Source organism: Mucilaginibacter sp. UYP27 (assembly GCF_040547175.1).
Classification (GTDB): Bacteria; Bacteroidota; Bacteroidia; order Sphingobacteriales; family Sphingobacteriaceae; genus Mucilaginibacter.
Genome location: NZ_JBEPPE010000001.1, coordinates 1,466,162 through 1,491,157, shown reverse-complemented (window position 1 = coordinate 1,491,157; position 24,996 = coordinate 1,466,162). Strand labels below are relative to the sequence as shown.

The following is a 24,996-nucleotide window of genomic DNA, read 5'->3' as shown; positions in this document are numbered from 1 at the left end:
AGCATTCTAAATATATGGACTGGAAAGAAAAGCTTGCCATTAAACGTGCAGATAAGACTTTAGCTGCCGGCCAGCCCAAGTAGGTTTATAAATTTACCTGCGTTTAACAGTACCACGGTTTTTATTTTGTTATTTTGATAACTTTATGGTGATAGTTGCGTCCTAATACAGCTATTGATAAAAATCCGATATTTAGAGATATGAGCTTTATACTGCACCCGATAGATACTGTTGATAACATAAGCCCCGAAGATTTTAAGAAAAATTACCTGGACCCGCGCCGCCCGCTGGTTATTAAAGGCATGACCAAAAGCTGGCCCGCCCGCGATAAATGGACGCCCGAATACCTCAAAGAGGTTGTTGGCAAAAAGGTAGTCCCTTTATACGATAACTCAAAAGCCGACCCATCAAAGCCTATCAACTCATCGGCTGCAGAGATGCCCTTTGATGATTATATCGACCTTATAAAATCGCAACCGACAGAACTGCGCATCTTTTTCTTCAATATATTTAAACAAGCACCGCAACTACTGGATGATATTGTATTCCCGAAAGACCTGATGGGTGGTTTTCTGGAAAGCATGCCATCTATGTTTTTTGGTGGCTCAAACTCCGTTACGTTTTTACATTACGATATTGATCTTCCGCACATCTTCCATACCCATTTCGGCGGCCGCAAGCACGTAATATTGTTCGAAAATAAGTGGAAACGCCGGTTATACTGTATCCCCAATGCGACTTATGCGCTTGAGGATTATGATGTATTAAACCCTGATACCAAAAAATTCCCTGCCCTTGAAGGTGTAGAAGGCACCGAGGTGTTCCTGGAACATGGCGACACCCTGTTTATGCCTACCGGCTACTGGCATTGGATGAAGTATATTGATGGCTCCTACTCGTTGAGTTTACGTGCCTGGGATGCATCCATTACCCGCAAAGCTGCAAGCATTTACAATCTTGCTGTTAAAGGCGGTATAGATAGCTTGCTAAAAATGGCATTCAAAGAAAAGTACGCCAAATACCGCGAGCACATTGCCATTAAATGGGCCGAGCAGGAACTTGCAGCAGGGAAACCTTATTAAGACCTATTTTTGGTGGTGCTATCGCTTAAATTGTCTTTGAATGACTTTTCGAGATTTGTCATCAATTCTGCAAAACCTATTGGCTTAGACATAAAATAGTTCATCCCAGCATCTAAGCAATCTATCTTGTCTTCCGGCATTGCGCTGGCTGTCATAGCTATTATTATTGGTTGATCAACCCCTTCGCGTCTAATTTTCCGGGTTGCCTCTAAGCCATCCATTTCTGGCATTTGTACATCCATTAAAATCAAGTCAAATTTTTCAAGCTGAGCAATGTCGAAAGCCTCGCGTCCGTTATTTACAATAAATGGTTGGTAGCCAAATTTGTTAAGCACTTGCTTTATAACTTTTTGGTTGATTATATTATCCTCTGCAACCAAAATTTTCATTGGGAATTTTAAAGCGAACTCCGCGGTTATCGGTTTCGGATCGGGAACAATGGGATCAATGTGGCTTATTGACTGTACTTGGTTTACTTTGCACGCTGTGCTAAAAATTACCGTAGTGCCGGTACTTATTGTACTTTCAATCTTCATTGACCCGCCTAACAACTCAACAAGCCTCTCGCAAATAACAAGGCCTAATCCCGTACCGCCATATTTGCGGGTAGTAGATGAATCGCCCTGCGAAAATGGCTTAAACAAACGAGATAATTTTTCTGTAGAAATACCAATACCGGTATCCACTACTTCAAATAAAAGCTTTAACTGATCGGCTTCCATATTAAGGAGCTTTACATTCACACACACCTGGCCAACTTTTGTAAACTTAACAGAATTACCTATTAAGTTTATTAACACCTGTTTTAACCGCAATTTATCGCTGATTATCTTACCGGGTATAGCGCCCTCCAAATTGCATAACAACTTAATATTTTGTTTGGCTGCCTGCCCGCTAAATAATTTTAAAACTTCTTCGATACATTGATGCAAATCAAATTCGTGATTATCTAAAACCATTTCTCCCGATTCTATCTTTGAAAAATCAAGAATATCGTTGATCACATTGATCAAGCTTTCGCCACTTATGCGGATGGTATCGGCATACTCCCTTTGCTCCGGGTCAAGGTTAGTTTCGCAAAGCAGGGATGCCATTCCCATAACCCCGTTCATTGGGGTCCTTATTTCGTGGCTCATGGTGGCTAAAAATATGCTTTTCGCTTTATTAGCCCTTTCTGCCTCCATCCTTGCTTCCAATTCCTGTTCACGCTGGTTTCTAAGCTCTTCAGATTGGGCTTGCAATTCTTCGTTAATTGCGGTTAATTCTTCAGATTGATCCTGGAGTTCTTCTGCTTGTTTTGCTATTTCGGCGGTTCGTTGTTTAACTACACTCTCCAGCTTCAATTTTGTAGCTTGTATATCGTGTACACGAAATTTGTAATACCCGTATAATACGGCGAGCATTAGTACACAAACAAGCACCTTAAACCACCAGGTCTTCCAAAACGGGGCAATAATTGTAATCTTCAATTGCATCGGGTTATTGTTCCAGATACCATCGTTATTGGCAGCCTTTACTTCAAATATATAGTCGCCCGGATCTAAATTAGTATAAGTAGCCTTCCGTTGTGCACCCAAATAGTTCCAATCTTTTTCAAAGCCATTAAGCCTATAAGCATATTGATTTAAGGATGGCAGCGTAAAGTTGAGCGCGGTGTATTCTATTGTGAAAACAGATTGCTGATAGTTCAGCTTCACCTCCGATGTTTGTGAAATGGCTTTACTTAACGGCGATTTTTTACCTATCCCGGTATTTCTGTTAAATAACTGGAACCCGCTTATTACCACTTTTGGCACAATGTGATTTACAGGAAGAAAATCGGGATCTATAATATTAAAACCATTAAGGCCACCAAACAACAATTTGCCATTTTGGGTAACAAGGCTTGCACCTTTAGAAAACTCGGGGCCTTGCAATCCGTTAAGTATTGTAAAATGCCTAAAGTCTGAGTTGCCAGGCTTAAAGCGTACTAACCCGTTTGTAGTGCTAACCCATATAAAACCATTTTTATCTTCGGTGATGCTATTTATAATGGAATAAACCGAGCCATCCACAAAACGATAGCCCTCAAACTTTTGAGTTTTACGGTTGTAAAAATTAAGCCCCCCGCCTATGGTACCCACCCACAAGTTCCCCTTGCTATCTTCAAAAATATCAGCAATAGTATTATTGGTTAACCCTGAATTGTACACTTTAAAATGTTTAAAGGTTTTACTGTGCGGGTTGTATAAGTTCAATCCATCATAAGTGCCTACCCAAATATGGTTGCCTCTATCCCTGTAAATTGCCCGTACATCATCATTACTTAAACTATTTACGGTGTCTTTGATATTATAATTAAAGCGCTCGTTCACGATGCCTTTATGAATTATGTTTATACCGCCTTCATCAAGGCCCACCCAAATATCACCGGCGTCATCTTTTAGCAACGCGAAAACTACGTTGCTGCTAAGATCCCTTTGTGAACTTCCTTTTCTGTAGTGAGCTATCCTGTGAGTTTTATCTCCCAGCAGATCAAGCCCATCCCCATACGTTCCTAACCAAACCTTATGATCATCTTTTAACATCGAAAGAACCTTTTGCCCGGTTACGCCAGCATTGTCATGCGTTATCTTCTGTGTTAATTTATCTAAAAAATGCAATCCGCCGCCATCGGTGCCTATCCAAATATCATTACCGGCCTCTGCAAAACTTAAAACATGGTTATTAGTAAGTGCATCTGGCAAACTTTTTTGATTAGAAAACTGCAAAAAAGAAGGGATATTATTGTCGTATTTTATAACTCCGGTTTCGAATGTGCCAACCCAAAGTGTTCTGTCAACATCCAATACGTAATTGATGGAATTTACTGTATTATTAAACCTGTTGTATTTATGCTCAAAGGCTTGTTCGCTCTCGTTGAAGAGCTCTAACCCTTCTTCGGTGGCCACCCACATTTTATTATCGCCCGCATCAGTTAGGCTAAAAACGGAGTTATTTACAATTGTGTTGTTGTTACCTGCGCGGTGGCTGTAATGATTAAATGATTGTTTTTTTGCGTTAAAAAGATCTATTCCTTCGTCAGCTGTAGCAATCCATAAGTCGCCATTGTTTTTTGTTAGCAAAAACCGAATGTGGTTACTACCCAAACTATTAGCGTCGCCACCGCTATGCGTGAATTTCGTATGCTTATTATTTTTATAATCAAATAAAATTAGCCCCCCCTCTGTGCCCAACCATAGTTTTCCGTCCTGTGCCTCAGCTATTGAATAAATGTGGCGATCCGGAAAATAATCTTTGTTTTTTTCATAGAAATAGCGCCTAAACTTTTTAGTTTTTATGTTATATAAATTTAACCCGGAGTAAGTCCCGATCCAAATATTGCCTTTTTTGTCCTGGCATATGCTCGTTATATCGTCATTTGAAAGAGTAGTTTCATCATTTTTATTAGCACTGAGGTTATCAAAGGAGTCGTTATTTTTATCATAAATGCTTAAGCCGCCGCCGCCTGTACCTACTAATAAGTGGCCCGCTTTGTCCTCGTATAAAACATTAATGTTGTTTGCTTTTAAGCTGCTATTATCATTTGCATTATGGCGATATATTTTAAATGAGTAGCCGTCGTACTTATTTAGTCCGTCATCTGTGGCAAACCACATAAAGCCGGTTTTATCTTTCAATAAAAATTTAACGTTGCTGTGCGAAAGGCCCTCGCTGATGGTTAACGATGATTTATAAGCATTTTGATATTGTCCATAAATATCAGTGGGTATTAAAAAGAGAAAAATGGAAACACTAAAAGCAAATGCAGGCAGTTTTCGCAAAAATGATATGGTCATTAATAATAGGTCAGAAAAATATTAAACATATTAAGTATTTGCCACATTTAATTGAACCGGCTATGCTTTAAATTGGACTATATTGGCTGAAACGTTTACGGTAATTCAAAAACAAATGTTTCAAATTAAGCGCTTTAGCGAAATTTATAATGTTTCTTAATTAGAAGAAAAGCACGAGATAATAATGCTTATTGGGCGAGTCAGTTTAAAATATCAACACGAGTTTGGAAGAAACTATTTGCGAAGAAGATAAAATAATATTCAGCCTGTGGGCAAATTTCGCCGCATTCCTTTGCTTAATAATACTTCATTATCCTAATCAACATATCCGCTATTATGCGGTGCCCCTGGTCTGAAGGGTGCAGGCCGTCGTAGGTCATGTTCATAGCTTCTACCGGGTATGGGTAGTCGTCGGTAGCGGGGTTATAGGGGATAGTAGTGTACTCCGGGTAATTGTAGTTTTTATACTCCTTGGTTTTAGGATCGCGCAGGCGGCGGTACTTAACAGCATTCTCGGTAGTAATTCCGCTTTTATAATACAGGTCTGCCAGTTTTAAATGTTCTGCTGTCGCGATAACCTTAACGGCATCTGCATATTGCGACAGGTAAACGCCGTCCTTATCCTTGTAATCTCCATGCAGGAAAACCGCGGGGCTATTCAAGTCCACATAATCAGTACGGTGTAATGGCGTCATTAAAATTATCATACCCTTATCATTCAAACTTCGAATCTTATCGATAATGATCCGGTAAGAGCCATACGCCGTTTTGCTTCCCGTGTTATTTTGATAATCGCTTAAGGTACCTATAGGCAAGCCTGTCCACCAATCGTTAGTGCCCAGGAACACCGAGTAAACATCCGATTTCACCAGGCCGAGATTATTAATATTGTCGGCGATGCCTTTCGCTGTCCAGCCGGAGTGCCCGTTATTTACATACTTCACATAGGGCAACTTATCTACCACATCATCCATATACCCTCTCGAGATCCGATTTTTGGAGAGTTCCGGCCTGCCGTTCATGTAAGTTATCGAATCACCGATTGCCGTCCAGGTAAGTTGCTTTTGCGGGGCAAAAGAGGTGGTTATGATGATGAGAATTATGAGGGTAAAGAGCTTTTTCATAATGCATAATGTAGATAACAAATTAAAAAATATACGCTTGTCTGGATTTAATGCACGACGAATAATGCCACACAAATCAATATCGCAAACCCTATAAACATTGCGCCCACAATTTGCTGCCCGGCACGCTCCATCATTCGTTTATAGCTATCGTTTTTATCATAATCCATCCTATAAATAGTTCTGAATGAATATGCGACCGCTGACGGTTGGAAAAATTTCCCAATGTGTCCAAGCAAATAAAGTACGCATACCCCAATTATGCGTAGCAAACCTCCAATCCAGTTGCCCAATGTAATTCTAACATTCCCCTAACTTGTATGGTCGCAAACTATTTTCCACGCTCCGTTTATCTTTCTAAACCAGAGGGTAAAGTAACCACCGGGGGCATCTTTTTCGCGGGCAAGGCTCCAGGCACCCATTACAAAGGCGTCGGTATTGCTGAGAAGTTGTACCTTATCAATTCTGAAAGTAAGCTTGCCCATAGCCGCCTTATCAGGGTAGCCTTTTTTGTAGCCGTCAAGCGTTTGCTGCCAGCCGTAGGTTGGCCCACGCTTGCCAATAAACATTAGCGAATCCGACTTCCAGTATCCCTGCATAAAACCATCCAGGTCGCCGTTGCTCCAGGCAACTTGCTGATCGTGCATCAGTTTCACTATCGCCTGCTTATCCTGCGCGTTAACAACAAAGCAGATAACAACAAGCAGGTAACAAATTAGGAGGAACTTTTTCATAGCCTAAATATAACCGGGATTTAGCAGATTTAAAAGGTTTAGGGGGATTTTGATTTGCACCAAGGGCTTTGCAGGTAGATGATTTATAAGCTTCACCACACTATTGTTCAGGTGAACAACCAATGCATACTACACCTTTGTGTTAAACAATTGTTAACAAATGTTACAACGTATTATTAAAAATTTAACATGCTTTACCATAAATCCTTTTTAGCTTTACCGCCTTACTGTTCCACTATTATATGAAGAATAAGGTTTTGTGCTTTGGTGAAGTTTTATGGGATGCCTTTGGTGATGAAAAGAAACCAGGCGGCGCGCCAATGAATGTTGCAAGGCACCTGGTGCAGCAGCATGTTAACGTTTCTTTTGCCAGCCGTGTTGGGAGCGATGCTTCGGGCGATGAACTGGTGAAATTTTTGAAAGACAACGGCCTGTACTCGCCTATGATCCAAAGAGATAATAACCTGCCAACTTGTGAGGTTACTGTGGAGCTCGACGATAAAAACCAGGCTACCTACATCATCCCACAACCGGTATCATGGGACAAAATCCAATTGGATAATAATCTTAAAGATGGCGGTAAGGATGCGTCTATTATTGTGTTTGGCAGCCTGGCCTGCCGCGAAAAAACCACGCACGATACCCTGCTTAACTTGCTCGACGAAACGGACGCTACCAAAATATTTGATGTAAACCTGCGCCACCCGCACTACACTCTGGCAACAATAGAGACCCTTGCGGCCCGCGCCAACGTAATAAAAATGAACGAGGAAGAGGCCGACCTGCTTATTGGGGGCGGTACCGGCGACCTTAAAAGCAAGATAACCGAGTTTCAGAAAAAGTATCATACCAAAACCATCTGCGTAACCCGCGGCGAACACGGGGCCATTATTTGGCACGATTATGAGTTTTTTGAACACCCGGGCTTTACCGTTGATGTTGCCGATACCGTTGGTGCCGGCGATGCTTTTCTGGCTACCTTTATTGAAGGGCTTATCGCTAATAAACCCATCCCCAAAATATTGCTGAATGCTTGTGCTATTGGCGCGTACGTAACCAGCAAACGCGGTGCAAACCCGGTTTATAACCAGGACGAGATCGTTAGGATTAAAAAAAGCTAAACTACCAAAGCAGTTTAGGGATGTATTGTCATGCTTAGTTAACAATTGCGCTAATTTGGCGCGCGTTCAAACTTTTAGCTTAAATAATCCGTTACTTTATACTCATACGAAAGGGTAACATATGCGTGGTTTTGGATTTTCAGAGTTTAAACCAGACCAGATCCCGAAAGGCGGATTTGAAGAATTACTAAAACTATTCCTGGAATTATTGAACTACACCGCCGGTGATGCCGGGGAGGCTTTATCGTGGCTTAACGAGTTGGATAAGCAGTACAACATCACCAATGATGAATACGGCATGGGCGATTTTATTGACGAGCTAAAGCAAAAGGGGTACCTGAATGAGGATAACAAAAGCGGCGAGTTCAATATTACGGCCAAAACAGAGCAAAGCATCCGAACTTCGGCGTTAGAGGAGATCTTTGGCAAGCTTAAAAAATCTGGAAAGGGTAACCACCGTTCGCCGCAAAGCGGGCAGGGCGATGAAAAAAATGCCGGACGCCGCGAGTTTGAGTTTGGCGACAGCCTGGACCAGATAGACATGACGCAATCTATCCAAAATGCGCAGGTTAACCACGGCATTGGCGGCGATTTTATGATGACCGAGCGCGACCTGGAAGTGGAGGAGATGGATTACAAAACCCTTACTTCTACCGTGCTGATGATAGATATCTCGCATTCCATGATCCTTTATGGCGAAGACAGGATAACCCCCGCCAAAAAGGTGGCGATGGCCCTGGCCGAACTTATCCGCACCAAGTATCCTAAAGACACATTGGATATTGTGGTGTTCGGTAATGATGCCTGGCCTATAACTTTGCAGGATTTGCCTTATTTGCAAGTAGGCCCGTACCATACCAATACTTACGCGGGGCTGGAGCTGGCTACCGATCTGCTTCGCCGCCGTAAAACGCACAACAAGCAAATATTTATGATAACCGATGGTAAGCCTACCTGCTTAAAGGAAGGCACCAAGTATTATAAAAACAGCATTGGGTTGGATAGAAAGGTGGTGAACAAAACGCTTAATATGGCCGCGCAATGCAAACGGCTTAAAATACCTATCACCACGTTTATGATAGCTAAAGACCCTTACCTGCAGCAGTTCGTTCGCCAATTTACCGAGACTAATGGCGGCAAGGCTTTCTACAGTTCTTTAAACAACCTTGGCGAGTACATTTTTGAAGATTACGCCAAGAACAGAAGGAAGAATGTGAAGTAGGTTCAAGACAGGAAGTCGGAATGACCGAAAGTCCGAAAGAAGCGACATTAAATAAATACAACAGAATATATCCCGGACTTTCCGACTTGCGGACTTTCGGACAAAATAAACAACATGGATACAAAAAATATAAAAACCCTTGGTGAGCTTAAGAAAAGCGGTTACAAGAGCCGTTCGGTTAAGGATGAGTTGAGGGCTAACTTAATTAAACAGTTACAGCAAAAAGAAGGTGGTTTTGAAGGCATTATTGGTTTCGAGGATACGGTTATCCCAGATCTGCAGACCGCCATCCTATCGCGCCACAACATATTATTATTAGGCTTACGCGGACAGGCAAAAACCCGTATCGCGCGTTTGCTGGTAAACCTGCTGGACGAATATGTGCCGTACATCGAAGGATCAGAGTTATTTGACGACCCTTTGGCGCCCATCAGCTGGTTTGGCCACAGCACGGTAGAAAGCAAAGGTGATGATACCCCTATTGGCTGGATCCACCGCAGCGAACGTTATACCGAAAAACTGGCTACGCCGGATGTTACCGTCGCCGATCTAATTGGCGATGTTGACCCGATTAAGGCCGCCACCATGAAACTTACCTACTCCGACGAGCGTGTTATTCACTTTGGATTGATTCCGCGTGCACACAGGGGGATCTTCGTGATAAACGAACTGCCCGATCTGCAGGCGCGCATCCAGGTATCGCTGTTCAATATTTTGCAGGAGCGCGATATCCAGATCCGTGGTTTTAAACTGCGTTTACCGTTGGATATCCAGTTTGTTTTCACCGCCAACCCGGAAGACTATACCAACCGTGGTTCGATAGTAACGCCACTTAAAGACCGTATAGAAAGCCAGATACTTACCCACTACCCGCGCACGGTAGAGATCTCGCGCAAGATAACCCAGCAGGAGGCTTTACTTAGTGATGAGCAACGCAGCACAATTGAAGCTGATGGTTTAGTAAAGGACATGGTAGAGCAGATCGCTTTTGAAGCACGTAACTCCGAATACATTGATAAAAAATCGGGGGTATCTGCGCGATTAACCATTTCTTCATACGAGAACCTGATCAGTAACGCCGAGCGTCGAATGATCATTAATGGTGAGAAAAGCACTTTCGTCCGGATTTCCGATTTCCTTGGTGTCATCCCTGCCATCACGGGTAAAATTGAGTTGGTTTACGAAGGCGAGCTGGAAGGCCCGGGCAAGGTGGCAAACATCCTTATCGGCAAAGCCATTAAAACATTGCTGCTGCAATTTTTCCCCGACCCGGAGAAATCCAAGAAAGCAAAAACACCAAACCCGTATGCCGAGATCATTAACTGGTTTAGTGATGGCAATACCTTATCGTTGATTGATGACCTGTCGTTAGTGGATTATAAAAAATCGCTTAACGCAGTACCGGGATTAAACGATGTGGTGAAAAAGTTCCATCCAAAACTGAGCGAAAACCAAACACTACTGCTTATGGAATTTATCCTGCATGGTTTGGCCGAGTTTTCGCAGCTGAGTAAAGGCTTTTTAGATAATGGGTTTGCTTTTTCGGATATGTTCAACAGCTTGTTTAACTTAGAGCCGGACGAAGATGACCTTGACATCGACGACCGTTACTAACTTTTTTATACACCAGCTTAAACGTGATGCAGGGAAACGCCCTATATTTTATACTTGTACCGCTTGTACTTATTATCATAGACTACTACATTTTACGGGGAATCCAAACTGCCTTTATTAAAAAGCAATTTACCCGTAAAAGGTGGTTTTTAGGCTTCTACTGGTTTAGCTCTTTGTTCCTGATCACTATTTTGCTGTTAAGTATTTACAGCAAAATGCCGGTTGGGGTACGCGGGGCGTTCTTGTTCCTGTTTTTTATTACATTCATATTCAAGATATTTTATGTGCTGTTCATCGCCGTTGATGACCTGCGCAGGTTTATCATTTACCTCATCCGCAAAAACAAAACCGCGCCAGATCCTGAAAAGGATAACGGTTTTAAGACCATCCCGCGGTCGGAGTTTTTGATGAAGGCCGGGATATTGGCTGGCGCTGTGCCGCTTTATCTCATCAAGCACAACATGAGCAAGGGCTTATATGATTACCATGTACTCAACGTAGACCTTTACCTGCCTAACCTGCCAAAAGCCTTTGACGGGATGCGCATAGGGCAGATCTCTGATATCCACTCGGGCAGTTTCCATAGCGTGCACAACATGCAGGGTGGCGTGCAAATGTTGCTAAACCAAAAAACCGATGTAATATTTTTTACCGGCGACCTGGTTAACGGCCAATCATCAGAAGTGAACCGGGTTATGGACGTGTTTAAAAAAGTAAAAGCACCTTTGGGCGTTTATTCTATATTAGGCAACCACGATTACGGCGATTATGGCAAATGGGCCACCCCTGCCGATAAAGCTAAAAACTTGCACGATATGCATCAGGCACACAAAACCTTGGGTTGGGACCTGCTGACAGATGAGCATCGCCGCCTTAAAATTGACGGTGCCGAACTGGGCATTTTAGGCATTGGCAACTGGGGCGCAATGAGCCGCTTCCCTAAATACGGCAAAATGGAAGAGGCCGTAAAAGGGACCGACGACCTGCCTGTTAAACTTTTATTATCTCACGATCCATCGCACTGGCGCGCCGAGGTTATCCCAAAATACCCGCAGATCGATGTAATGTTTAGCGGCCATACACATGGCATGCAGTTTGGCGTACGCACACCGGATATTCAATGGAGCCCTATTGAATATGTTTACAGCGAATGGGCAGGCCTGTACCGCGAAAAACACCAGCAGATCTATGTAAACGTTGGCTACGGCTTTTTAGGCTACCCCGGCAGGATAGGTATGCTGCCCGAGATAACCGTGTTCACCCTAAAAGCCGGCGATGACCCGGCGTTGAAAGCATAGCACCACTTCAATAAATAATTATTCCTTTTTCACCTGCATTGCCGTATTTTAGCAAAAACCGATGAAAAAAGCTCTCCAAAGCGCGTTTGATTTTTTGCTGTTCAGTAACATCTTCATGTCGCTTTGCGCGGTGGCGCAGGCTCTGGTCACTTTCCATCTGATCGATTCTAAACCGGTTTATGCCGTATTGGCGTTGCTGTTCACTTCCACGCTCGGTATCTACAATTTCAGCATTTTATTAAGCAAGCCAAAGCATCCCGAACGGTCGCCCTACAAACGCGTGCGCTGGTTTTTCGAGCATTACAGGTTGATGGTAACGTTTACCATGGTTAGCCTATTGTCGCTTATCCCGCTATTCTTTATGCTATCGATGGAGTCGCGGATCTTGCTGATCTTCTCAGCGATACTGTCGTTTTGTTATAGCTTGCCACTTTTTAGCATTGGCGAGCAAAAATTCGGATTACGCAATATCCCGGGGCTAAAAACATTTTTAATAACCCTGGTATGGACCATGAGTTGTGTGTTGCTACCCGTATTAGAAGCGCAAGACCTGCATATGGCCGAGGTTTCTGTAAGGGACATTACCATCCTTGTAGCCAAACGTTTCCTGCTGATATTTGCCCTGGCAATCCCCTTTGATATCCGCGATCTGTTCAGTGACCGCCAGGCCGGCCTTAAAACCATCCCCGTTGCCTGGGGCGAAAAGAACGCCTACCTTTTTTGCCAGGTATTGCTTGCCGGCTATATCGTTTTGCTTTTCCTGTTCAGGAACAATGGTTTTAGTGTGGATTTTTGGTCTTTAACGGTCACTGCCGTATTGATGGGCTGGCTGATATTTAAATCGAAAAGGGAAAAAGATGAGTATTACTATTTCTTTTACCTGGATGGTGTATTGATCTTGCAATATGTGATCATGATAGGGTTTGGTTTGATATACGGCAGCTATGCCGGCTAACTACGATAACTCGGCAAGTTTTTACGACCGCCTTTCGCGGCTGGTTTTTGGCAAGGCGTTGGTAAATGCCCAAGTTTATCTTTTACCAAAAATCCCTCCAAATTCAAACATCCTGATAGTTGGTGGCGGCACCGGGTGGATCCTAGAAGAGGTTGCTAAGATACATTCTTCGGGCTTAAACATCACCTATGTAGAAATCTCGGCCAATATGATGGCACTATCCCGAAACAGAAACATCGGCAGGAATAAAGTAATATTTATTAACCAACCTGTAGAAGAAGCAGGGCTATCACAAGAATACGATGTGGTGATAACCCCCTTTCTTTTTGATAATTTTACAGATGACAATCTACCCGTAATATTTAACCACGTCCATCAAACGCTTAAACCCGGCGGCCTTTGGTTTAATACTGATTTTCAATTAACGGGCAGGTGGTGGCAATATGCTATGCTAAAAAGCATGTTGTTGTTTTTTAAAATAGTATGTGATGTTGAGTCCCGGCATTTACCGGATGTGGCAAAACAGTTTAACCTAAATGGCTATAAGGTTATAGAAGAGAAAACAGTTTTCGGCGATTTTATAGTGACCAGGGGTTATAAAAGAGCGTCATTGCGAGGTACGAAGCAATCTCTTTAGGACAATTATTCACCTTGCAATATGGATATGCTTAAAGAGATTGCTTCGTACCTCGCAATGACGTAACGGACATTATTCCTAATAAACAAACTTATACCCAATACCCCTTACCGTTTGCAGGTAGGTTGGCGAATCGGGGTTGTTCTCTATCTTTTTGCGGAGGCGTACAATATGCATATCCAGCGTGCGGGTATTTACATCGGCATTGTAACCCCAAACTTCCATCATCAGTTCCTCGCGGTTTATCACCTTGTTTTTGTTTTTAAGGAAGTATAGCAATATGCGGTTCTCTAAAATGGTAAGCTCGGTTTTGCGGCCGTCACGTATCAGCAAGTGGGTATTTGGCAGGTGTTCCATATTACCAAACTTGTGCGATTCTGCCTTCTCGTTGTTAAGCGAGAATTTGATCTTACTATCAATCATCGCCACCAATACATCCATATTAAATGGCTTGGTAATGTAATCGCTTACACCAAAGTTATAGGCGCCAATTTTGTCAATATCCTGGGCCTTGGCTGTCATCATGATAATCAGTCTGTCGAAACCCTTTTCGCGCAGACTGGCGCATACCTCACTACCCTGTTTTCCGGGAAGCATCCAATCTAAAAGTACAATATCGGGTTGCTCGGCAAGTATCATCGCTTCGGCTTCTTCGCCATTGCCGCTTTCTAAAACCTTATATCCTTCGCTTTGCAGGCGTTCTGATACTAAAAACTTAAGGTTCTCATCGTCTTCTACCAATGCTATTTTAATTTCTTTATTCATTGTTATAATGATTGTCTAATTATCTAACGGTAACGTTACTATAAAAGTTGAACCTACATTAAGTTTACTTGTAACGTCAATTTCTCCGTTCATAAAGTTAACCAGTTCTTTACAAAAAGCAAGCCCCAATCCAACGCTTCCATTTTGGTTGTACTGGTTTTCTATGCGGTAAAACTTTTTAAATACATCGCCTTGCTCATAATGGGCCATGCCTATGCCCTTATCTGCAAATGAAAATACAATATTGCGTTTTTCGGGCTTAATATTTATAACTAATTCTTTTTTGCCCGGGTGCGAATATTTGTATGCATTCTCCATCAAATTCTGGAAAATGCTGCCCAGCAGTACCGGATCGCTGTGGAACTTTGTGACGCCGTTTATATTAAACTCCAGTTTAAAATCGGGGTATTTTATTTTAAAGGTATCTATATAACCGTTCACAAACTCCTTAACATATATTTCCTCGCGGTTTACGGTTATAGAGCGGTTCTCTAACTGGGTAAACGAAAGCAGTTTGTTCATCAATTCGTTGAGCTTATCGGCTTCTTCATCCAATATTTTACCGTAATGGCGGCGCTGGCGTTCGCTCAATTCGGCATCACCCTTCAGGTTAGATCCTGCTATTTTTATAACACTTACCGGGGTTTTAAACTCATGGGTAAAGTTATTAATGAAGTCGTACTGCAGTTTAAACACCTTTAAGTTGATGTTCAGGTTGCGATATATCAGCCAACCAATCAACACCAAAAAGAAATATATAAGTAATACGATAGCGCCGATTGGTAAAAAGCGGCGGTCTATCTCATGGTTCAAGTGTTCCTGGGTGGATATAAAGTAGAGCTTAAAGTTTGAGAATGCCCCGGTAAGCGCGGCCTCGGTTACTTTACGGCCGCCCTCAACATCAAGCGGGTCATAAACCACAGGTTGTATGGTTACCTGCTGGTAAAGTTCGGGATGAGTATTTTTTACTTTTAACTGGTGCGCATCCAGCAAAAAGGTCATCATATTTTGTTTATAAAAAGCCTTAACATTCTGGTTCTTGAGCAACGATTTGTAGATGCGGATATCTTCGCGGCGGGGAATATTCAGGTAGCTAATTTTATCGGGCGTTACATTGTAAAACGTCCGGAAGATCTCGTCTTGTGTTGGCAATCTTGATGTATCTGCCACGCTGATAAAATCGCCCAGCTTTAAGGCCATCTGCCTAAAATCGTCGGTATTGGACCAGGCCATATCTTTAACGCCCCTTACACTGCCCCGTTTAGGTTTGTATTGATAAATCGCCTTTACAGAGATCCCGGCGTTGTTGCTAAATTTTGCCTTGGATGCCGGGTTGCCTATTTGCATATCGTAAAATAAAACACGGCGCACAAACGGGTAGCTTTTAAATACGGTTGCCGAGTAGCTTGCCGCAATGGCCGAATCCATAAAGCCCTGGTAAGAGGTTATCTCGGGGATCTTGATCTGGAAGAAATCGTTGTAGGGCTTAACCGTTTGATCGAGCACCTCTATTTTTTTGGATGCAAATTCATTCTCTACATACTTGGCAGTAAGGTTGTATGAGATAATAACCGCTATAACAAGGCTCACTGTTATCAACACCAGAAAAGCGGTTATCAGCGAGAAATTTTTGCGATATAGATTTTTCTGCCCTTGCATAACAGGTTAAGGTTTAACCTGCATATTGGCGTTCAGGAAAGTTTCGATCTCGGCGTACATCTCCATACGGTTGTGCTCGCTTTTAAAGTAGGCACGCTCGTTTTCTTTTAGGCGATAGGTTACCGGCACATTACGTTTTTTAAGTTCGCGCACAAACTGGTTTAGCTCGCTGATGTTAGCCCTCGGGTCCTTGGCACCCTGGAATATCAGTAACGGACTTTTAATTTTATCGGTATGGAAAACCGGCGATATAGCCCTCAATTGATCGGCGTCCGTTTCGGGGTTACCCACCATTTCGTAGGTCATTTTTAAGAAAGGCTTAAAAAATGGCGGCGCATCCTTTAAGTAAGTAAAAAAATTGATCAGCCCGTACTTCACGATAGCGCAGTTATATAATTCGGGGTGGAACGATACACCATAAAGTGCCGAAAACCCACCGAAGCTGCCACCAAATATGGCTATCTTTTTAGGATTGGCTATTTTGTTTGCAATAAGCCATTTCACGCCATCGGTAATATCCTGTTGAATTTTACCGCCAACCTGTTTAAAGCCGGCCGTCCGGAACGCCTTACCATACCCTGCCGACCCCCTAAAGTTTACCTGGAAAACTGCATAACCACGGTTAGCCAAAAACTGCACCTCGGCGTTGTAATCCCATGAATTACGGCCCCAGATACCATCGTGCGGCATCACTACTACAGGCAGGTTCTTTCTGTCTTTTCCCTTAGGAATGGTTAAATAGCCGTTTATCAACATACCATCACCCGCCTTAAATGAAACCGGCTCCATATCAGATAACTCCGCCGAACTAATCTCCGGGTTTATATCTGCCAGTTTGGTTAGCTTATCTGCATTCCGTTCGTATAAAAAGTACGAACCGGGGTTTTTATCATTAGAGGCCGAAATAATAAATTTATTTTCGGCGCTGTCGCGGTCAACAATATCTATTTGGTTGCCTTTTATTTTGTTAGATAGGTTGCTGTAAAGCTTTTCGATATCCTTATCCAGGAAATGCTTCTGCGTTTTAGCCTCTTCCCATGATACCAGCTCTATCCGGCGTTTTATCTTAGAGTAGCCTACATCTAAAATATCTGCTTTATCGCTGGCATATATTACCTTATTTTCTTTACCTGTATTAGCGTCTATCTCTATCAGTACGGTTTTATCGCGGTTAACGTTTGATAGCGCATAGAAATTATCGCTATCGCCGGCAAAGGCAATGGGTTCTACCTTATCATTAAAGTTACTTTTGATGATAGATTTAAACGGGACGTTGTCATTTGCACGGTAAAGTATACTCTCGTTTACCCCGTCAGATACCTTTACCAGGCGGATGTTACCGTTCGGATCCGGGTACCATTTGGTGATGTTGCCAGGGTTGAGCAAGTATGGTTTTAGTTCGCCGGTTTTTACGTTAAGGCGGTACACATCAAAGTTAACCGGGTCGCGCTTGTTCATGGCCACGGTAATAACATCGGGCTGCTGGCGGTTGCGGTTAAGAATGCGGATGCGTGCCTTATCCAAATTTACCAGGCTTTTAATTTTTAGGGTAGCAACATCAAGCGTGTAGATCTTAAACTCATCTACCGCGATAATATCCTGCGTAAAAACGATCTGATTATTATACGTCCAGGTGTAATCGCGTACCGAGTAATCGGTAAAAGTGGTTGCCATTTGCTCGGCCCCGCTCTCTAACGATCTGATGTATATATTTTGTTTATCTTTATAAGGCTTTAAATAAGAAATGTACTTGCCGTCGGGCGAGATCTTGAAAAAGCTTTTTTCGGGTGTCTTAAAAAAATCATTAACAGGTATTTGCCTTACGTTGTTTTGTTTACATGCGCAGGCAAATAGTATTATGGTAACAAATAAAAATGATCTTAAACGACCCAACATTTGGTTTATCCTAATTGTAAAGAGTGGTCAAATTAGTTATTTTAGTTAACCTTTGTACAAATGTCACTACAATTTTACCCGCTTTTTACGTTACATATAATATATGCCGGCTGCACTAAACTATAAAAAAACTATCAGGCAACTAAGCGTATTATTGCTGGCACTGTTTATTTGCAGCACAAAGCTTTTTGCCCAAAATAACGACTTGCAGCTGGCCCGCCAGTACGCCGCAAACGGCGAACAGCAAAAAGCGCTCGAGATCTATCAAAAGCTGTTTAAACAGGATGGCGAAGCTTACTTTCAACAGTACTTTAACGTGCTTTTAAACTTTAAAAAGTACGATGATGCCGAAACCATCGCCAAAAAAATGCTGCGTAAATATCCGGGCAATAACGAGTACACCATTGCGCTGGGTTCTGTTTATACCCAACAGGGAAATACTGCTAAAGCAGATGCGTTGTATAACGATTTGATCAAAAACCTGCCCGCCGACCAAAATGCTATTGCCGGCATTGCATCACAGTTTTACCAGAGCGCTAATGCCGATTATGCCATTAAGATATTTTTGCAGGGGCGCAAACTTATTCATAACGAATCGGCCTTTGCCTTTGAACTGATAACGCTTTACCGATACAAGCGCGATAAGGAGGAACTGACCGAAGAATATCTTAACTTTTTGCCAACCAACCCGGTATTCATCAGCCAGGCCGAAAGTACCTTGGCCAGCGTTTACGAAGGCCCCGAAGATTATGAGATGCTGAAAGTTGCGTTGCTGAAACGCATCCAGAAAGACCCGCAGCAGATCATATACCCTAACCTGCTTACCTGGCAATACCTGCAACAAAAAGAGTATGACATGGCGCTTAATCAGTCGCTTGCCTTAAGCCGCAGGCAAAATGATGATGGCAGCGCCATTTTTGAACTATGCCGCACACTGGTTACTAACGAAGCTTATGATGCCGCCATCCGTGGATACGAGTATATTATTGGCAAAGGTGATAAGGATAGCCCCAACTACATTTCGGCCAAGGTAGAGCTTATCAACACCAAAAACCTTAAAGTAACATCGGGCAAATATGTACAGGCAGATTTGCTTGGGCTTGAAAAAGATTACCTGAGCCTGCTTGATGAAGTTGGCCGTGGCCGCGGCACCGTTTTCGCGATGGAAAGGCTTGCTAACCTGCAGGCTTTTAAACTGCACAAACTAAAAGACGCGCAATTACTTTTGGAAAGCGCTATTGCCATCCAGGGTGTAAGGCCCGCCCTCATTGCTGCTTGCAAGCTTGACCTTGGCGATGTTTACCTGCTTAACAACCAACCCTGGGATGCTACCCTATTATACAGCCAGGTGGAAAAAGATAACCCTAACAGTAATATTGCCCAGGAAGCGCTTTTACGTAACGCCAAAATGGCCTACTATACCGGCGATTTTAACTGGGCGCGCCGCCAGCTTGATATTTTGAAGGCCGCCACTACGCAATTGATAGCCAACGATGCACTTAATCTTTCCTTGTTGATATCTGATAACCTGCATGCCGATAGCAGTGGCAACGCCCTGAAGATCTACGCCCGTGCAGATCTGCAGATCTTTGCCGAACAGCCCGCGAAGGCTATGATCACGTTGGATAGCATCGACAAAAAATATCCGGGTAATGCTTTAGAAGCTGATATATTGATGGCAAAAGCCCGCATCCTGATCCAGCAAAAGGAGTTTGCCAACGCAGTGGTAATACTAAAAACCATTTCCGAAAAACATACAGATGACCTTTGGGCAGATGACGCCGTTTACATGCTTGGCGACATCTACGAAACCAAGCTAAATGATGCCAACATCGCCAAAAGCTACTACCAAAAAATAATTACGAATTACCCCGCCAGCCTTTGGATAAACGATGCGCGAAAAAGATTCCGGGTTTTAAGGGGCGACAAGAATGACGCGAGTTAGATAGAGAAAGTAATAGGCCTTAGTTAATATTTGTTCGGCAAAACAAGGGCTCAAAAGTTCTTTGCCGTCCCATTTATGGGACGGATTCAAGAAATGCAAATCCGGCTTTAGCCAAAATAGTCGCAATTGGGCTAAAGCCAAGCATCCACCATTACTCCCGTTGGCTGAAGCCAACGGCAATGAGTATTCATTAACGTGATATAATAATCACCTGCACAATCCAAAAATCATTACTACTTTTGCCCCATGATTGTATATAACGACACCGTAATTTTAGATGATACCGTTGAGCAGGAATGGCTGGACTGGATGAAGAATGTACACATCCCGTTAGTGATGGCTACCGGTTACTTCAGCTCGTACCGTTTGCTTACCATTGTAGATTCGCCAAATGACGGTATTACTTATTGCGTACAATTTAATGCCGATACCATTGAACAATTCCAGGAATATTATACCAAGCACTTGTTTAAACACCAGGACCTTCACCAACAACAATTTAACGAGCGGTTTGTATTATTCAATACATTAATGAAAACCGTAGACTAACCATGGGCTTTAGCGAAACCATTATTCCCGGCGTACTAATATTTGAGCCAAAAGTAATAAGCGATGAACGCGGCTATTTTTATGAAAGCTATAGCAAGCGTTCTTTTGCAGAGGCCGGCATCGAAGCCGATTTTGTGCAGGATAACCAATCATTTTCTCAAAAAAATACAGTACGTGGTTTGCACGCGCAGGCACCTCCTCATGCCCAGGGCAAACTGGTTAGGGTAGTGCAGGGTGCGGTGTTAGATGTAGCGGTTGATGTACGCGAAGGCTCGCCTACTTATGGCAGGCATGTTGCGGTAGAACTTAGTGCCGATAATAAATTACAGCTTTGGGTACCACCCGGCTGCCTGCATGGTTTCGCTACCCTGGAGGACAATACTATTTTTGTTTACAAAGTTAGCGGTGGCCTTTTTCATAAAGACTCGGAGATCGCGGCGGCATGGAACGACCCTGAATTAGCTATTGGCTGGGGCGTAAATGAAATGGATGCCATACTATCTGCTAAAGACCAAACCCTACCGTCTTTCGCATCTTTCAAAAGCCCTTTTAAGTTTTAAAGCAGCACTTATCAGTCAATACATTATTTCATATCAATTAATTCGTTTTATTTCGGAATTAATTGATATGACGTATTTCTTTTATATTTCGCTCTACGATTTTTTCACAACCCCACTGTTTATTCTTCAAGAAATAAATTAATTATTTGTTAACTCAGATGAAACTTTGTTATATTGCTTTCGTATACAATACATAGCTGGCCGGCTACAATACATCTATAATTAACTTATCGAAACACTAAACAACTTTCAAACACATGAAAACAAGATTATTATTTAAAACAGGCGTTATCGCTGCGTTTGGCGCAACCGTTTTATTTGCCTGTACAAAAGACAACAAAACCACTAACGACGTATCCGCGGTGTCAAAAACCGAGGTCTCTGCAGCCGTATTAAAAAACATCAACGACCTTGGATTTAGTACAGACCAGGTGCGTAAAGTAAATGATGGTTACCTGGTAGAAGGCGACATATTACTAACTGAAGAAAACCTGACCGAGGCAAGTACCAGCCCAAATGTTCGAATTGCTGAAACTGAGCAGTACCGAACCACCAACCTGGTAAAAAACCTGCCGCGCACGGTTACGGTTTCAATATCTAACTTGCCTACTGTGTATGCCACGGCCACGCAAAACGCAATTACACGTTACAATGCGCTTAATTTAAGCCTAAAATTCCAGTTTGTAAGCAGCGGCGGGCAAATCCAGATCATTGGGTTTAATGAGGGTCCAAGCGGTGGTTACATTACTTTAGGCTCATCGGGCTTCCCTACCAGAAAAGGAAACCCATACAGCCAGATCCAAATGAACACTAACGCGCAGGCTTATGGCAGTAACCCGGATGTTAACTATTTAACATCTGTTTTACAGCACGAGATGGGCCATTGCATTGGTTTCCGCCATACCGATTACTTTAACCGCGCTTACAGCTGTGGTGGTACTGCCGTAAACGAAGGTGCATCAAACATAGGTGCTATCCTTATCCCGGGCACACCATCTACAGCTGATGCTGCTTCATGGATGCTGGCCTGCTCTAATGGCGGCGACCGCACCTTTAACGCTAATGATAAAATAGCACTTAACTATTTGTACTAAGCTTTCGAGATCAACTAAATAGTTTTACTTTAAGGGGGAGTTTTACCGGCTCCCCCTTGTTTTGTATAGATATGATAAGAAAGACCATTTGCCTTTTTCTTTTTATTGCCTGCTTTAACATATCATACGCCCAAAAAAAATTAAGCGACTTATCGGTAACCCAAATGTATGCCTCACCTGTGGCGGGGGTTTTTAAAGCCGATAGCTTACAATACTACCTTATCAAAGTAAACCATCCCTCCCAATTAAAAAACTTAAGCCTTGTAAAACGGGTATCCTACAACTATTACATCGCATCATCGCGCGGCGCGATCTCCACTACAGAAAACATTGTTAGCGCAGTACCGGCAAACGCCTTATGGAAAGCCGACGACAACCTGGCGCTGTTAAACAGCAGCCACCCAAATGCAACCAAGGTTGTTAACCTGGTGCTTAAAAACCAAAGCATCAGCACCCTCCTTCAAATAAGAAAATACGGCACAATTGTTTCTAAAAATGGCAATGTGGTCAACATAAAAATACAGTTGAAACAACTGCCCGCCCTGCTACAGCAACCCGACATCACTTTTGCAGGGCTGGACAGGAAACCGCACGCCGAACTGGTTATAGACGACCTTGACCTTGGCGCAAATAACCTGGCGGCAATAACAGACAATTTTGCAGACATAAACGGCAACGGCATCAACGTAAGCGTAAAAGAAGAACGCTATGATGCAGACGATCTTGACTTGCTTGGCCGTTCTTTTACCTCCGTTACCCCTGCCGAAAACAACTCCGGTCATGCTACCATTATGGCTACGCTGATAGGTGGTAATGGCAATTCGTTTATTAAAGGCAAAGGCGCGGCCCCGGCGGTAAAATTTACCTCGTCGGATTTTGCGAGGCTTTTGCCCGATACCATCACCGCATTTAAAACTTTTAACATCAGTCTTCAAAACCACTCTTACGGTACCGGTATTGAAAACTATTACGGTATCGAAGCCGGGGCTTACGATAAACAGGTATATGAGAATGATGATATCGTCCACGTATTCTCATCTGGTAACATCGGTACAACTACATCTTCTACAGGATTGTACAATGGAATAGCTAATATGGCCAACCTGTCCGGTACATTTAAGCAGGCTAAAAATGTATTGGTTGTTGGTGGCACAGGCCGCACAGATGTACCGGAGACATTAAGTTCGGCAGGCCCGGCTTATGATGGCCGTGTTAAACCAGAGTTGGTTGCCGATGGTGAAGACGGCACATCGGGTGCGGCAGCCCTTACATCGGGCGCGGTGGCTTTGTTGCAGCAGGCTTATAAAAAACGGTTTACGTTACTCCCTTCATCAGCACTAATAAAAGCTGTTTTAATAAACAGTGCCGATGATATTGGCATACCTGCTGTTGATTTTAAAACAGGCTATGGCAAACTGAATGGGTTGGAAGCTATCAGAACCATAACCGACGGCAGGTTTAAAACCGGCAACGTAGTTGATAAGGGCCAAACAAGTTACCAAATAACCGTCCCCGCAAACTGTAACCTGCTAAAAGTTTCTTTAGTTTGGAATGATGCCCCGGCGAAGCTGAATGCGCCTTATGCATTGATAAATGACCTCGACCTAACGGTTAAAACAGCAGGTGGCACAAAGTTATTGCCATGGTCGCTAAGCACCTTCCCACTTACCGACTCGCTTTTAGCCCCTGCCAAAAGGCAACGCGACACGCTGAATAATACCGAGCAGGTAACCTTGCAAGATCCGCCGGCAGGCGTTTACACCATCACCATTAACGGCAGCAGGGTAACCCAAGGCCCGCAAGCTTTTTATGTGGCGTATCAAAACAAGCTCAACAACCAATTTGAATGGACGTCGCCATCAGGTAAAAATGAGTTTTTGGGCGATGACGAGAATTACCTGCGCTGGCAAAGCACTTTTGGCAATGCTACAGGCAATTTAAGTGTGAGCTATGATCATGGCACTACCTGGCAGGTGCTGGCAAACGGGGTATCATTACGTGGCAACAGCTACCGATGGAAAACTCCCGATAAGTTTACACAGGCAATGCTAAGGATGCGCATCTACAACCAAGATCACATTAGCAGGGAGTTTACCATCTCTAAACCATTAACCATGCAGGTGGGCTATAACTGTACCACAGGCACGCAACTGCACTGGAACCCGCAACCCGGCGCTACAGGCTACGTGGTTTACACCATAAAAGACAATTTGCTCCAAAAGCTAACTACAGCTACAGATACTTCCATTGTTATCCCGGCAGATGCGCAATCATCAACATACTTTGCCGTTAGCGCACGGGGTAACGGTTTTGAAGGTGTAAGAAGCGTGACTATTGACGTTACCAACCAGGGGGTAGGCTGTTACATCCGTACGTTGCTGGCCGAGGTTACCGATAATAAAACTATTGAACTTAGCCTGCAGGTGGGTAGTACACTAAACCTAAAAACCATCACCTGGGAGAAATTGACCGGCACAGGTCAATACACGGCCTTCGGCACAAGCACTGTTAACAATGGGTTACTTGAATATAGGTTTACCGATGCATCGCCAAAAAAGGGTATTAATTATTACAGGGCAAAGCTTACCACCGCCGATGGTTTCAATGTTACCTCTGAGCTTGCAAGCGCCATACTTTTGCAAAGTAACCAGTTTACGCTATACCCCAATCCTGTTAACACACAGCTTACTATTTTAAGCGGAGAAGCAAACGATTATGAGTTAAAACTCTATAATTCGATAGGGCGGTTAAGCTTAACCAAAACTTTTAACGGCCTGCAAAACACCGTGCCTATAAACGTAATGCCGGGCGTTTATACCAGTGTTATCACCCAAAAAGGGAAAGTGATTTTTAGTGCTAAAGTAATCAAGGCTCCGTAACAAAAGTGTGACTGTGTACTCTAAAAGCAGATTTAACACTTTTT

Annotated in this window: 19 protein-coding genes; 12 read left to right on the top strand and 7 right to left on the bottom strand. The window is 43.1% G+C overall.

The genetic code is table 11. From position 1 onward, the window contains the following. Positions 1-200: 200 nt before the first annotated feature. A complete protein-coding gene (locus tag ABIB39_RS06560) occupies positions 201-1,082 on the top strand; it encodes a cupin-like domain-containing protein (RefSeq protein ID WP_354428356.1) in 882 nt (293 codons plus the stop codon). Here the strand turns inward: ABIB39_RS06560 and ABIB39_RS06555 are convergent. The 4 genes from ABIB39_RS06555 to ABIB39_RS06540 all read right to left on the bottom strand — a co-directional run bounded on the left by ABIB39_RS06555 (position 1,079) and on the right by ABIB39_RS06540 (position 6,758). Next, entirely contained in the window at positions 1,079-4,900 is a 3,822-nt protein-coding gene (locus ABIB39_RS06555) for a two-component regulator propeller domain-containing protein (RefSeq protein ID WP_354428354.1), read from the bottom strand. The two genes, ABIB39_RS06560 and ABIB39_RS06555, sit on opposite strands and share 4 nt — an antisense overlap. Before the next feature lie 296 nt (positions 4,901-5,196). Then, on the bottom strand, positions 5,197-6,024 hold the full coding sequence (locus tag ABIB39_RS06550) for an SGNH/GDSL hydrolase family protein (protein WP_354428352.1): 828 nt from the start codon (positions 6,022-6,024) through the stop codon (positions 5,197-5,199). A 47-nt stretch (positions 6,025-6,071) separates the two neighbouring features. Further along, on the bottom strand, positions 6,072-6,194 hold the full coding sequence (locus ABIB39_RS06545) for a hypothetical protein (protein WP_354428351.1): 123 nt from the start codon (positions 6,192-6,194) through the stop codon (positions 6,072-6,074). Positions 6,195-6,335: 141 nt separating this feature from the next. Then, complete coding sequence (locus ABIB39_RS06540) at positions 6,336-6,758, bottom strand: YybH family protein (protein WP_354428350.1); 423 nt, start codon at positions 6,756-6,758, stop codon at positions 6,336-6,338. A 242-nt stretch (positions 6,759-7,000) separates the two neighbouring features. On the opposite strand from ABIB39_RS06540, the gene ABIB39_RS06535 reads away from it, so the two are divergent. The 6 genes from ABIB39_RS06535 to ABIB39_RS06510 all read left to right on the top strand — a co-directional run bounded on the left by ABIB39_RS06535 (position 7,001) and on the right by ABIB39_RS06510 (position 13,605). Further along, the gene (locus ABIB39_RS06535; protein ID WP_354428348.1) at positions 7,001-7,879 is read left to right on the top strand and encodes a carbohydrate kinase family protein; all 879 of its coding nucleotides are present in this window, start codon (positions 7,001-7,003) and stop codon (positions 7,877-7,879) included. A 121-nt stretch (positions 7,880-8,000) separates the two neighbouring features. Then, positions 8,001-9,101 (top strand): vWA domain-containing protein, encoded by a 1,101-nt coding sequence (locus ABIB39_RS06530; RefSeq protein WP_354428346.1) that lies wholly within the window; start codon positions 8,001-8,003, stop codon positions 9,099-9,101. A 114-nt stretch (positions 9,102-9,215) separates the two neighbouring features. Continuing rightward, the gene (locus tag ABIB39_RS06525) at positions 9,216-10,715 is read left to right on the top strand and encodes a sigma 54-interacting transcriptional regulator (RefSeq protein WP_354428345.1); all 1,500 of its coding nucleotides are present in this window, start codon (positions 9,216-9,218) and stop codon (positions 10,713-10,715) included. 26 nt (positions 10,716-10,741) lie between these two features. Beyond that, entirely contained in the window at positions 10,742-12,013 is a 1,272-nt protein-coding gene (locus tag ABIB39_RS06520; RefSeq protein WP_354428344.1) for a metallophosphoesterase, read from the top strand. Between the two features lie 61 nt (positions 12,014-12,074). Next, positions 12,075-12,968 carry a UbiA family prenyltransferase gene (locus tag ABIB39_RS06515; protein ID WP_354428343.1) on the top strand — a complete coding sequence of 298 codons (894 nt, stop codon included), beginning with the start codon at positions 12,075-12,077 and terminating at the stop codon, positions 12,966-12,968. Then, positions 12,958-13,605, top strand: coding sequence for a class I SAM-dependent methyltransferase (locus ABIB39_RS06510; RefSeq protein WP_354428341.1), 648 nt, complete (start codon positions 12,958-12,960; stop codon positions 13,603-13,605). Before ABIB39_RS06515 ends, ABIB39_RS06510 begins: the two co-directional genes overlap by 11 nt. 78 nt (positions 13,606-13,683) lie before the next feature. On the opposite strand, the gene ABIB39_RS06505 is transcribed toward ABIB39_RS06510, so the two are convergent. Genes ABIB39_RS06505 through ABIB39_RS06495 form a run of 3 tightly spaced genes read right to left on the bottom strand, consistent with a single transcriptional unit; the run spans position 13,684 to position 17,925 of the window. After that, entirely contained in the window at positions 13,684-14,370 is a 687-nt protein-coding gene (locus tag ABIB39_RS06505) for a response regulator transcription factor (RefSeq protein WP_354428340.1), read from the bottom strand. A 15-nt stretch (positions 14,371-14,385) separates the two neighbouring features. Then, positions 14,386-16,029, bottom strand: coding sequence for a sensor histidine kinase (locus ABIB39_RS06500; protein ID WP_354428338.1), 1,644 nt, complete (start codon positions 16,027-16,029; stop codon positions 14,386-14,388). Positions 16,030-16,035: 6 nt separating this feature from the next. After that, positions 16,036-17,925, bottom strand: coding sequence for an alpha/beta hydrolase family protein (locus ABIB39_RS06495; RefSeq protein ID WP_354428337.1), 1,890 nt, complete (start codon positions 17,923-17,925; stop codon positions 16,036-16,038). Between the two features lie 103 nt (positions 17,926-18,028). Between ABIB39_RS06495 and ABIB39_RS06490 the strand changes: the two genes are divergently transcribed. The 5 genes from ABIB39_RS06490 (at position 18,029) to ABIB39_RS06470 (ending at position 24,952) form a co-directional block, all read left to right on the top strand. Next, positions 18,029-19,870, top strand: a complete 1,842-nt coding sequence (locus tag ABIB39_RS06490; RefSeq protein ID WP_354428335.1) for a tetratricopeptide repeat protein — start codon at positions 18,029-18,031, stop codon at positions 19,868-19,870. Between the two features lie 246 nt (positions 19,871-20,116). After that, entirely contained in the window at positions 20,117-20,419 is a 303-nt protein-coding gene (locus ABIB39_RS06485) for a DUF4286 family protein (protein ID WP_354428333.1), read from the top strand. Between the two features lie 2 nt (positions 20,420-20,421). Next, positions 20,422-20,979 carry a dTDP-4-dehydrorhamnose 3,5-epimerase gene (rfbC, locus tag ABIB39_RS06480; protein ID WP_354428332.1) on the top strand — a complete coding sequence of 186 codons (558 nt, stop codon included), beginning with the start codon at positions 20,422-20,424 and terminating at the stop codon, positions 20,977-20,979. A gap of 257 nt (positions 20,980-21,236) precedes the next feature. Beyond that, the gene (locus ABIB39_RS06475) at positions 21,237-22,073 is read left to right on the top strand and encodes a M57 family metalloprotease (protein ID WP_354428330.1); all 837 of its coding nucleotides are present in this window, start codon (positions 21,237-21,239) and stop codon (positions 22,071-22,073) included. A gap of 71 nt (positions 22,074-22,144) precedes the next feature. Then, positions 22,145-24,952: a S8 family peptidase gene (locus ABIB39_RS06470; protein ID WP_354428328.1), complete on the top strand. Its 2,808-nt coding sequence runs from the start codon at positions 22,145-22,147 to the stop codon at positions 24,950-24,952. Positions 24,953-24,996: the final 44 nt, after the last annotated feature.

Coding starts and splice junctions, on each gene's coding strand:
- ABIB39_RS06560 (WP_354428356.1), top strand. CDS start 201: ATGAGCTTTATACTGCACCCGATAGATACTGTTGATAACATAAGCCCC.
- ABIB39_RS06555 (WP_354428354.1), bottom strand. CDS start 4,900: ATGACCATATCATTTTTGCGAAAACTGCCTGCATTTGCTTTTAGTGTT.
- ABIB39_RS06550 (WP_354428352.1), bottom strand. CDS start 6,024: ATGAAAAAGCTCTTTACCCTCATAATTCTCATCATCATAACCACCTCT.
- ABIB39_RS06545 (WP_354428351.1), bottom strand. CDS start 6,194: ATGGATTATGATAAAAACGATAGCTATAAACGAATGATGGAGCGTGCC.
- ABIB39_RS06540 (WP_354428350.1), bottom strand. CDS start 6,758: ATGAAAAAGTTCCTCCTAATTTGTTACCTGCTTGTTGTTATCTGCTTT.
- ABIB39_RS06535 (WP_354428348.1), top strand. CDS start 7,001: ATGAAGAATAAGGTTTTGTGCTTTGGTGAAGTTTTATGGGATGCCTTT.
- ABIB39_RS06530 (WP_354428346.1), top strand. CDS start 8,001: ATGCGTGGTTTTGGATTTTCAGAGTTTAAACCAGACCAGATCCCGAAA.
- ABIB39_RS06525 (WP_354428345.1), top strand. CDS start 9,216: ATGGATACAAAAAATATAAAAACCCTTGGTGAGCTTAAGAAAAGCGGT.
- ABIB39_RS06520 (WP_354428344.1), top strand. CDS start 10,742: ATGCAGGGAAACGCCCTATATTTTATACTTGTACCGCTTGTACTTATT.
- ABIB39_RS06515 (WP_354428343.1), top strand. CDS start 12,075: ATGAAAAAAGCTCTCCAAAGCGCGTTTGATTTTTTGCTGTTCAGTAAC.
- ABIB39_RS06510 (WP_354428341.1), top strand. CDS start 12,958: ATGCCGGCTAACTACGATAACTCGGCAAGTTTTTACGACCGCCTTTCG.
- ABIB39_RS06505 (WP_354428340.1), bottom strand. CDS start 14,370: ATGAATAAAGAAATTAAAATAGCATTGGTAGAAGACGATGAGAACCTT.
- ABIB39_RS06500 (WP_354428338.1), bottom strand. CDS start 16,029: ATGCAAGGGCAGAAAAATCTATATCGCAAAAATTTCTCGCTGATAACC.
- ABIB39_RS06495 (WP_354428337.1), bottom strand. CDS start 17,925: ATGTTGGGTCGTTTAAGATCATTTTTATTTGTTACCATAATACTATTT.
- ABIB39_RS06490 (WP_354428335.1), top strand. CDS start 18,029: ATGCCGGCTGCACTAAACTATAAAAAAACTATCAGGCAACTAAGCGTA.
- ABIB39_RS06485 (WP_354428333.1), top strand. CDS start 20,117: ATGATTGTATATAACGACACCGTAATTTTAGATGATACCGTTGAGCAG.
- rfbC (WP_354428332.1), top strand. CDS start 20,422: ATGGGCTTTAGCGAAACCATTATTCCCGGCGTACTAATATTTGAGCCA.
- ABIB39_RS06475 (WP_354428330.1), top strand. CDS start 21,237: ATGAAAACAAGATTATTATTTAAAACAGGCGTTATCGCTGCGTTTGGC.
- ABIB39_RS06470 (WP_354428328.1), top strand. CDS start 22,145: ATGATAAGAAAGACCATTTGCCTTTTTCTTTTTATTGCCTGCTTTAAC.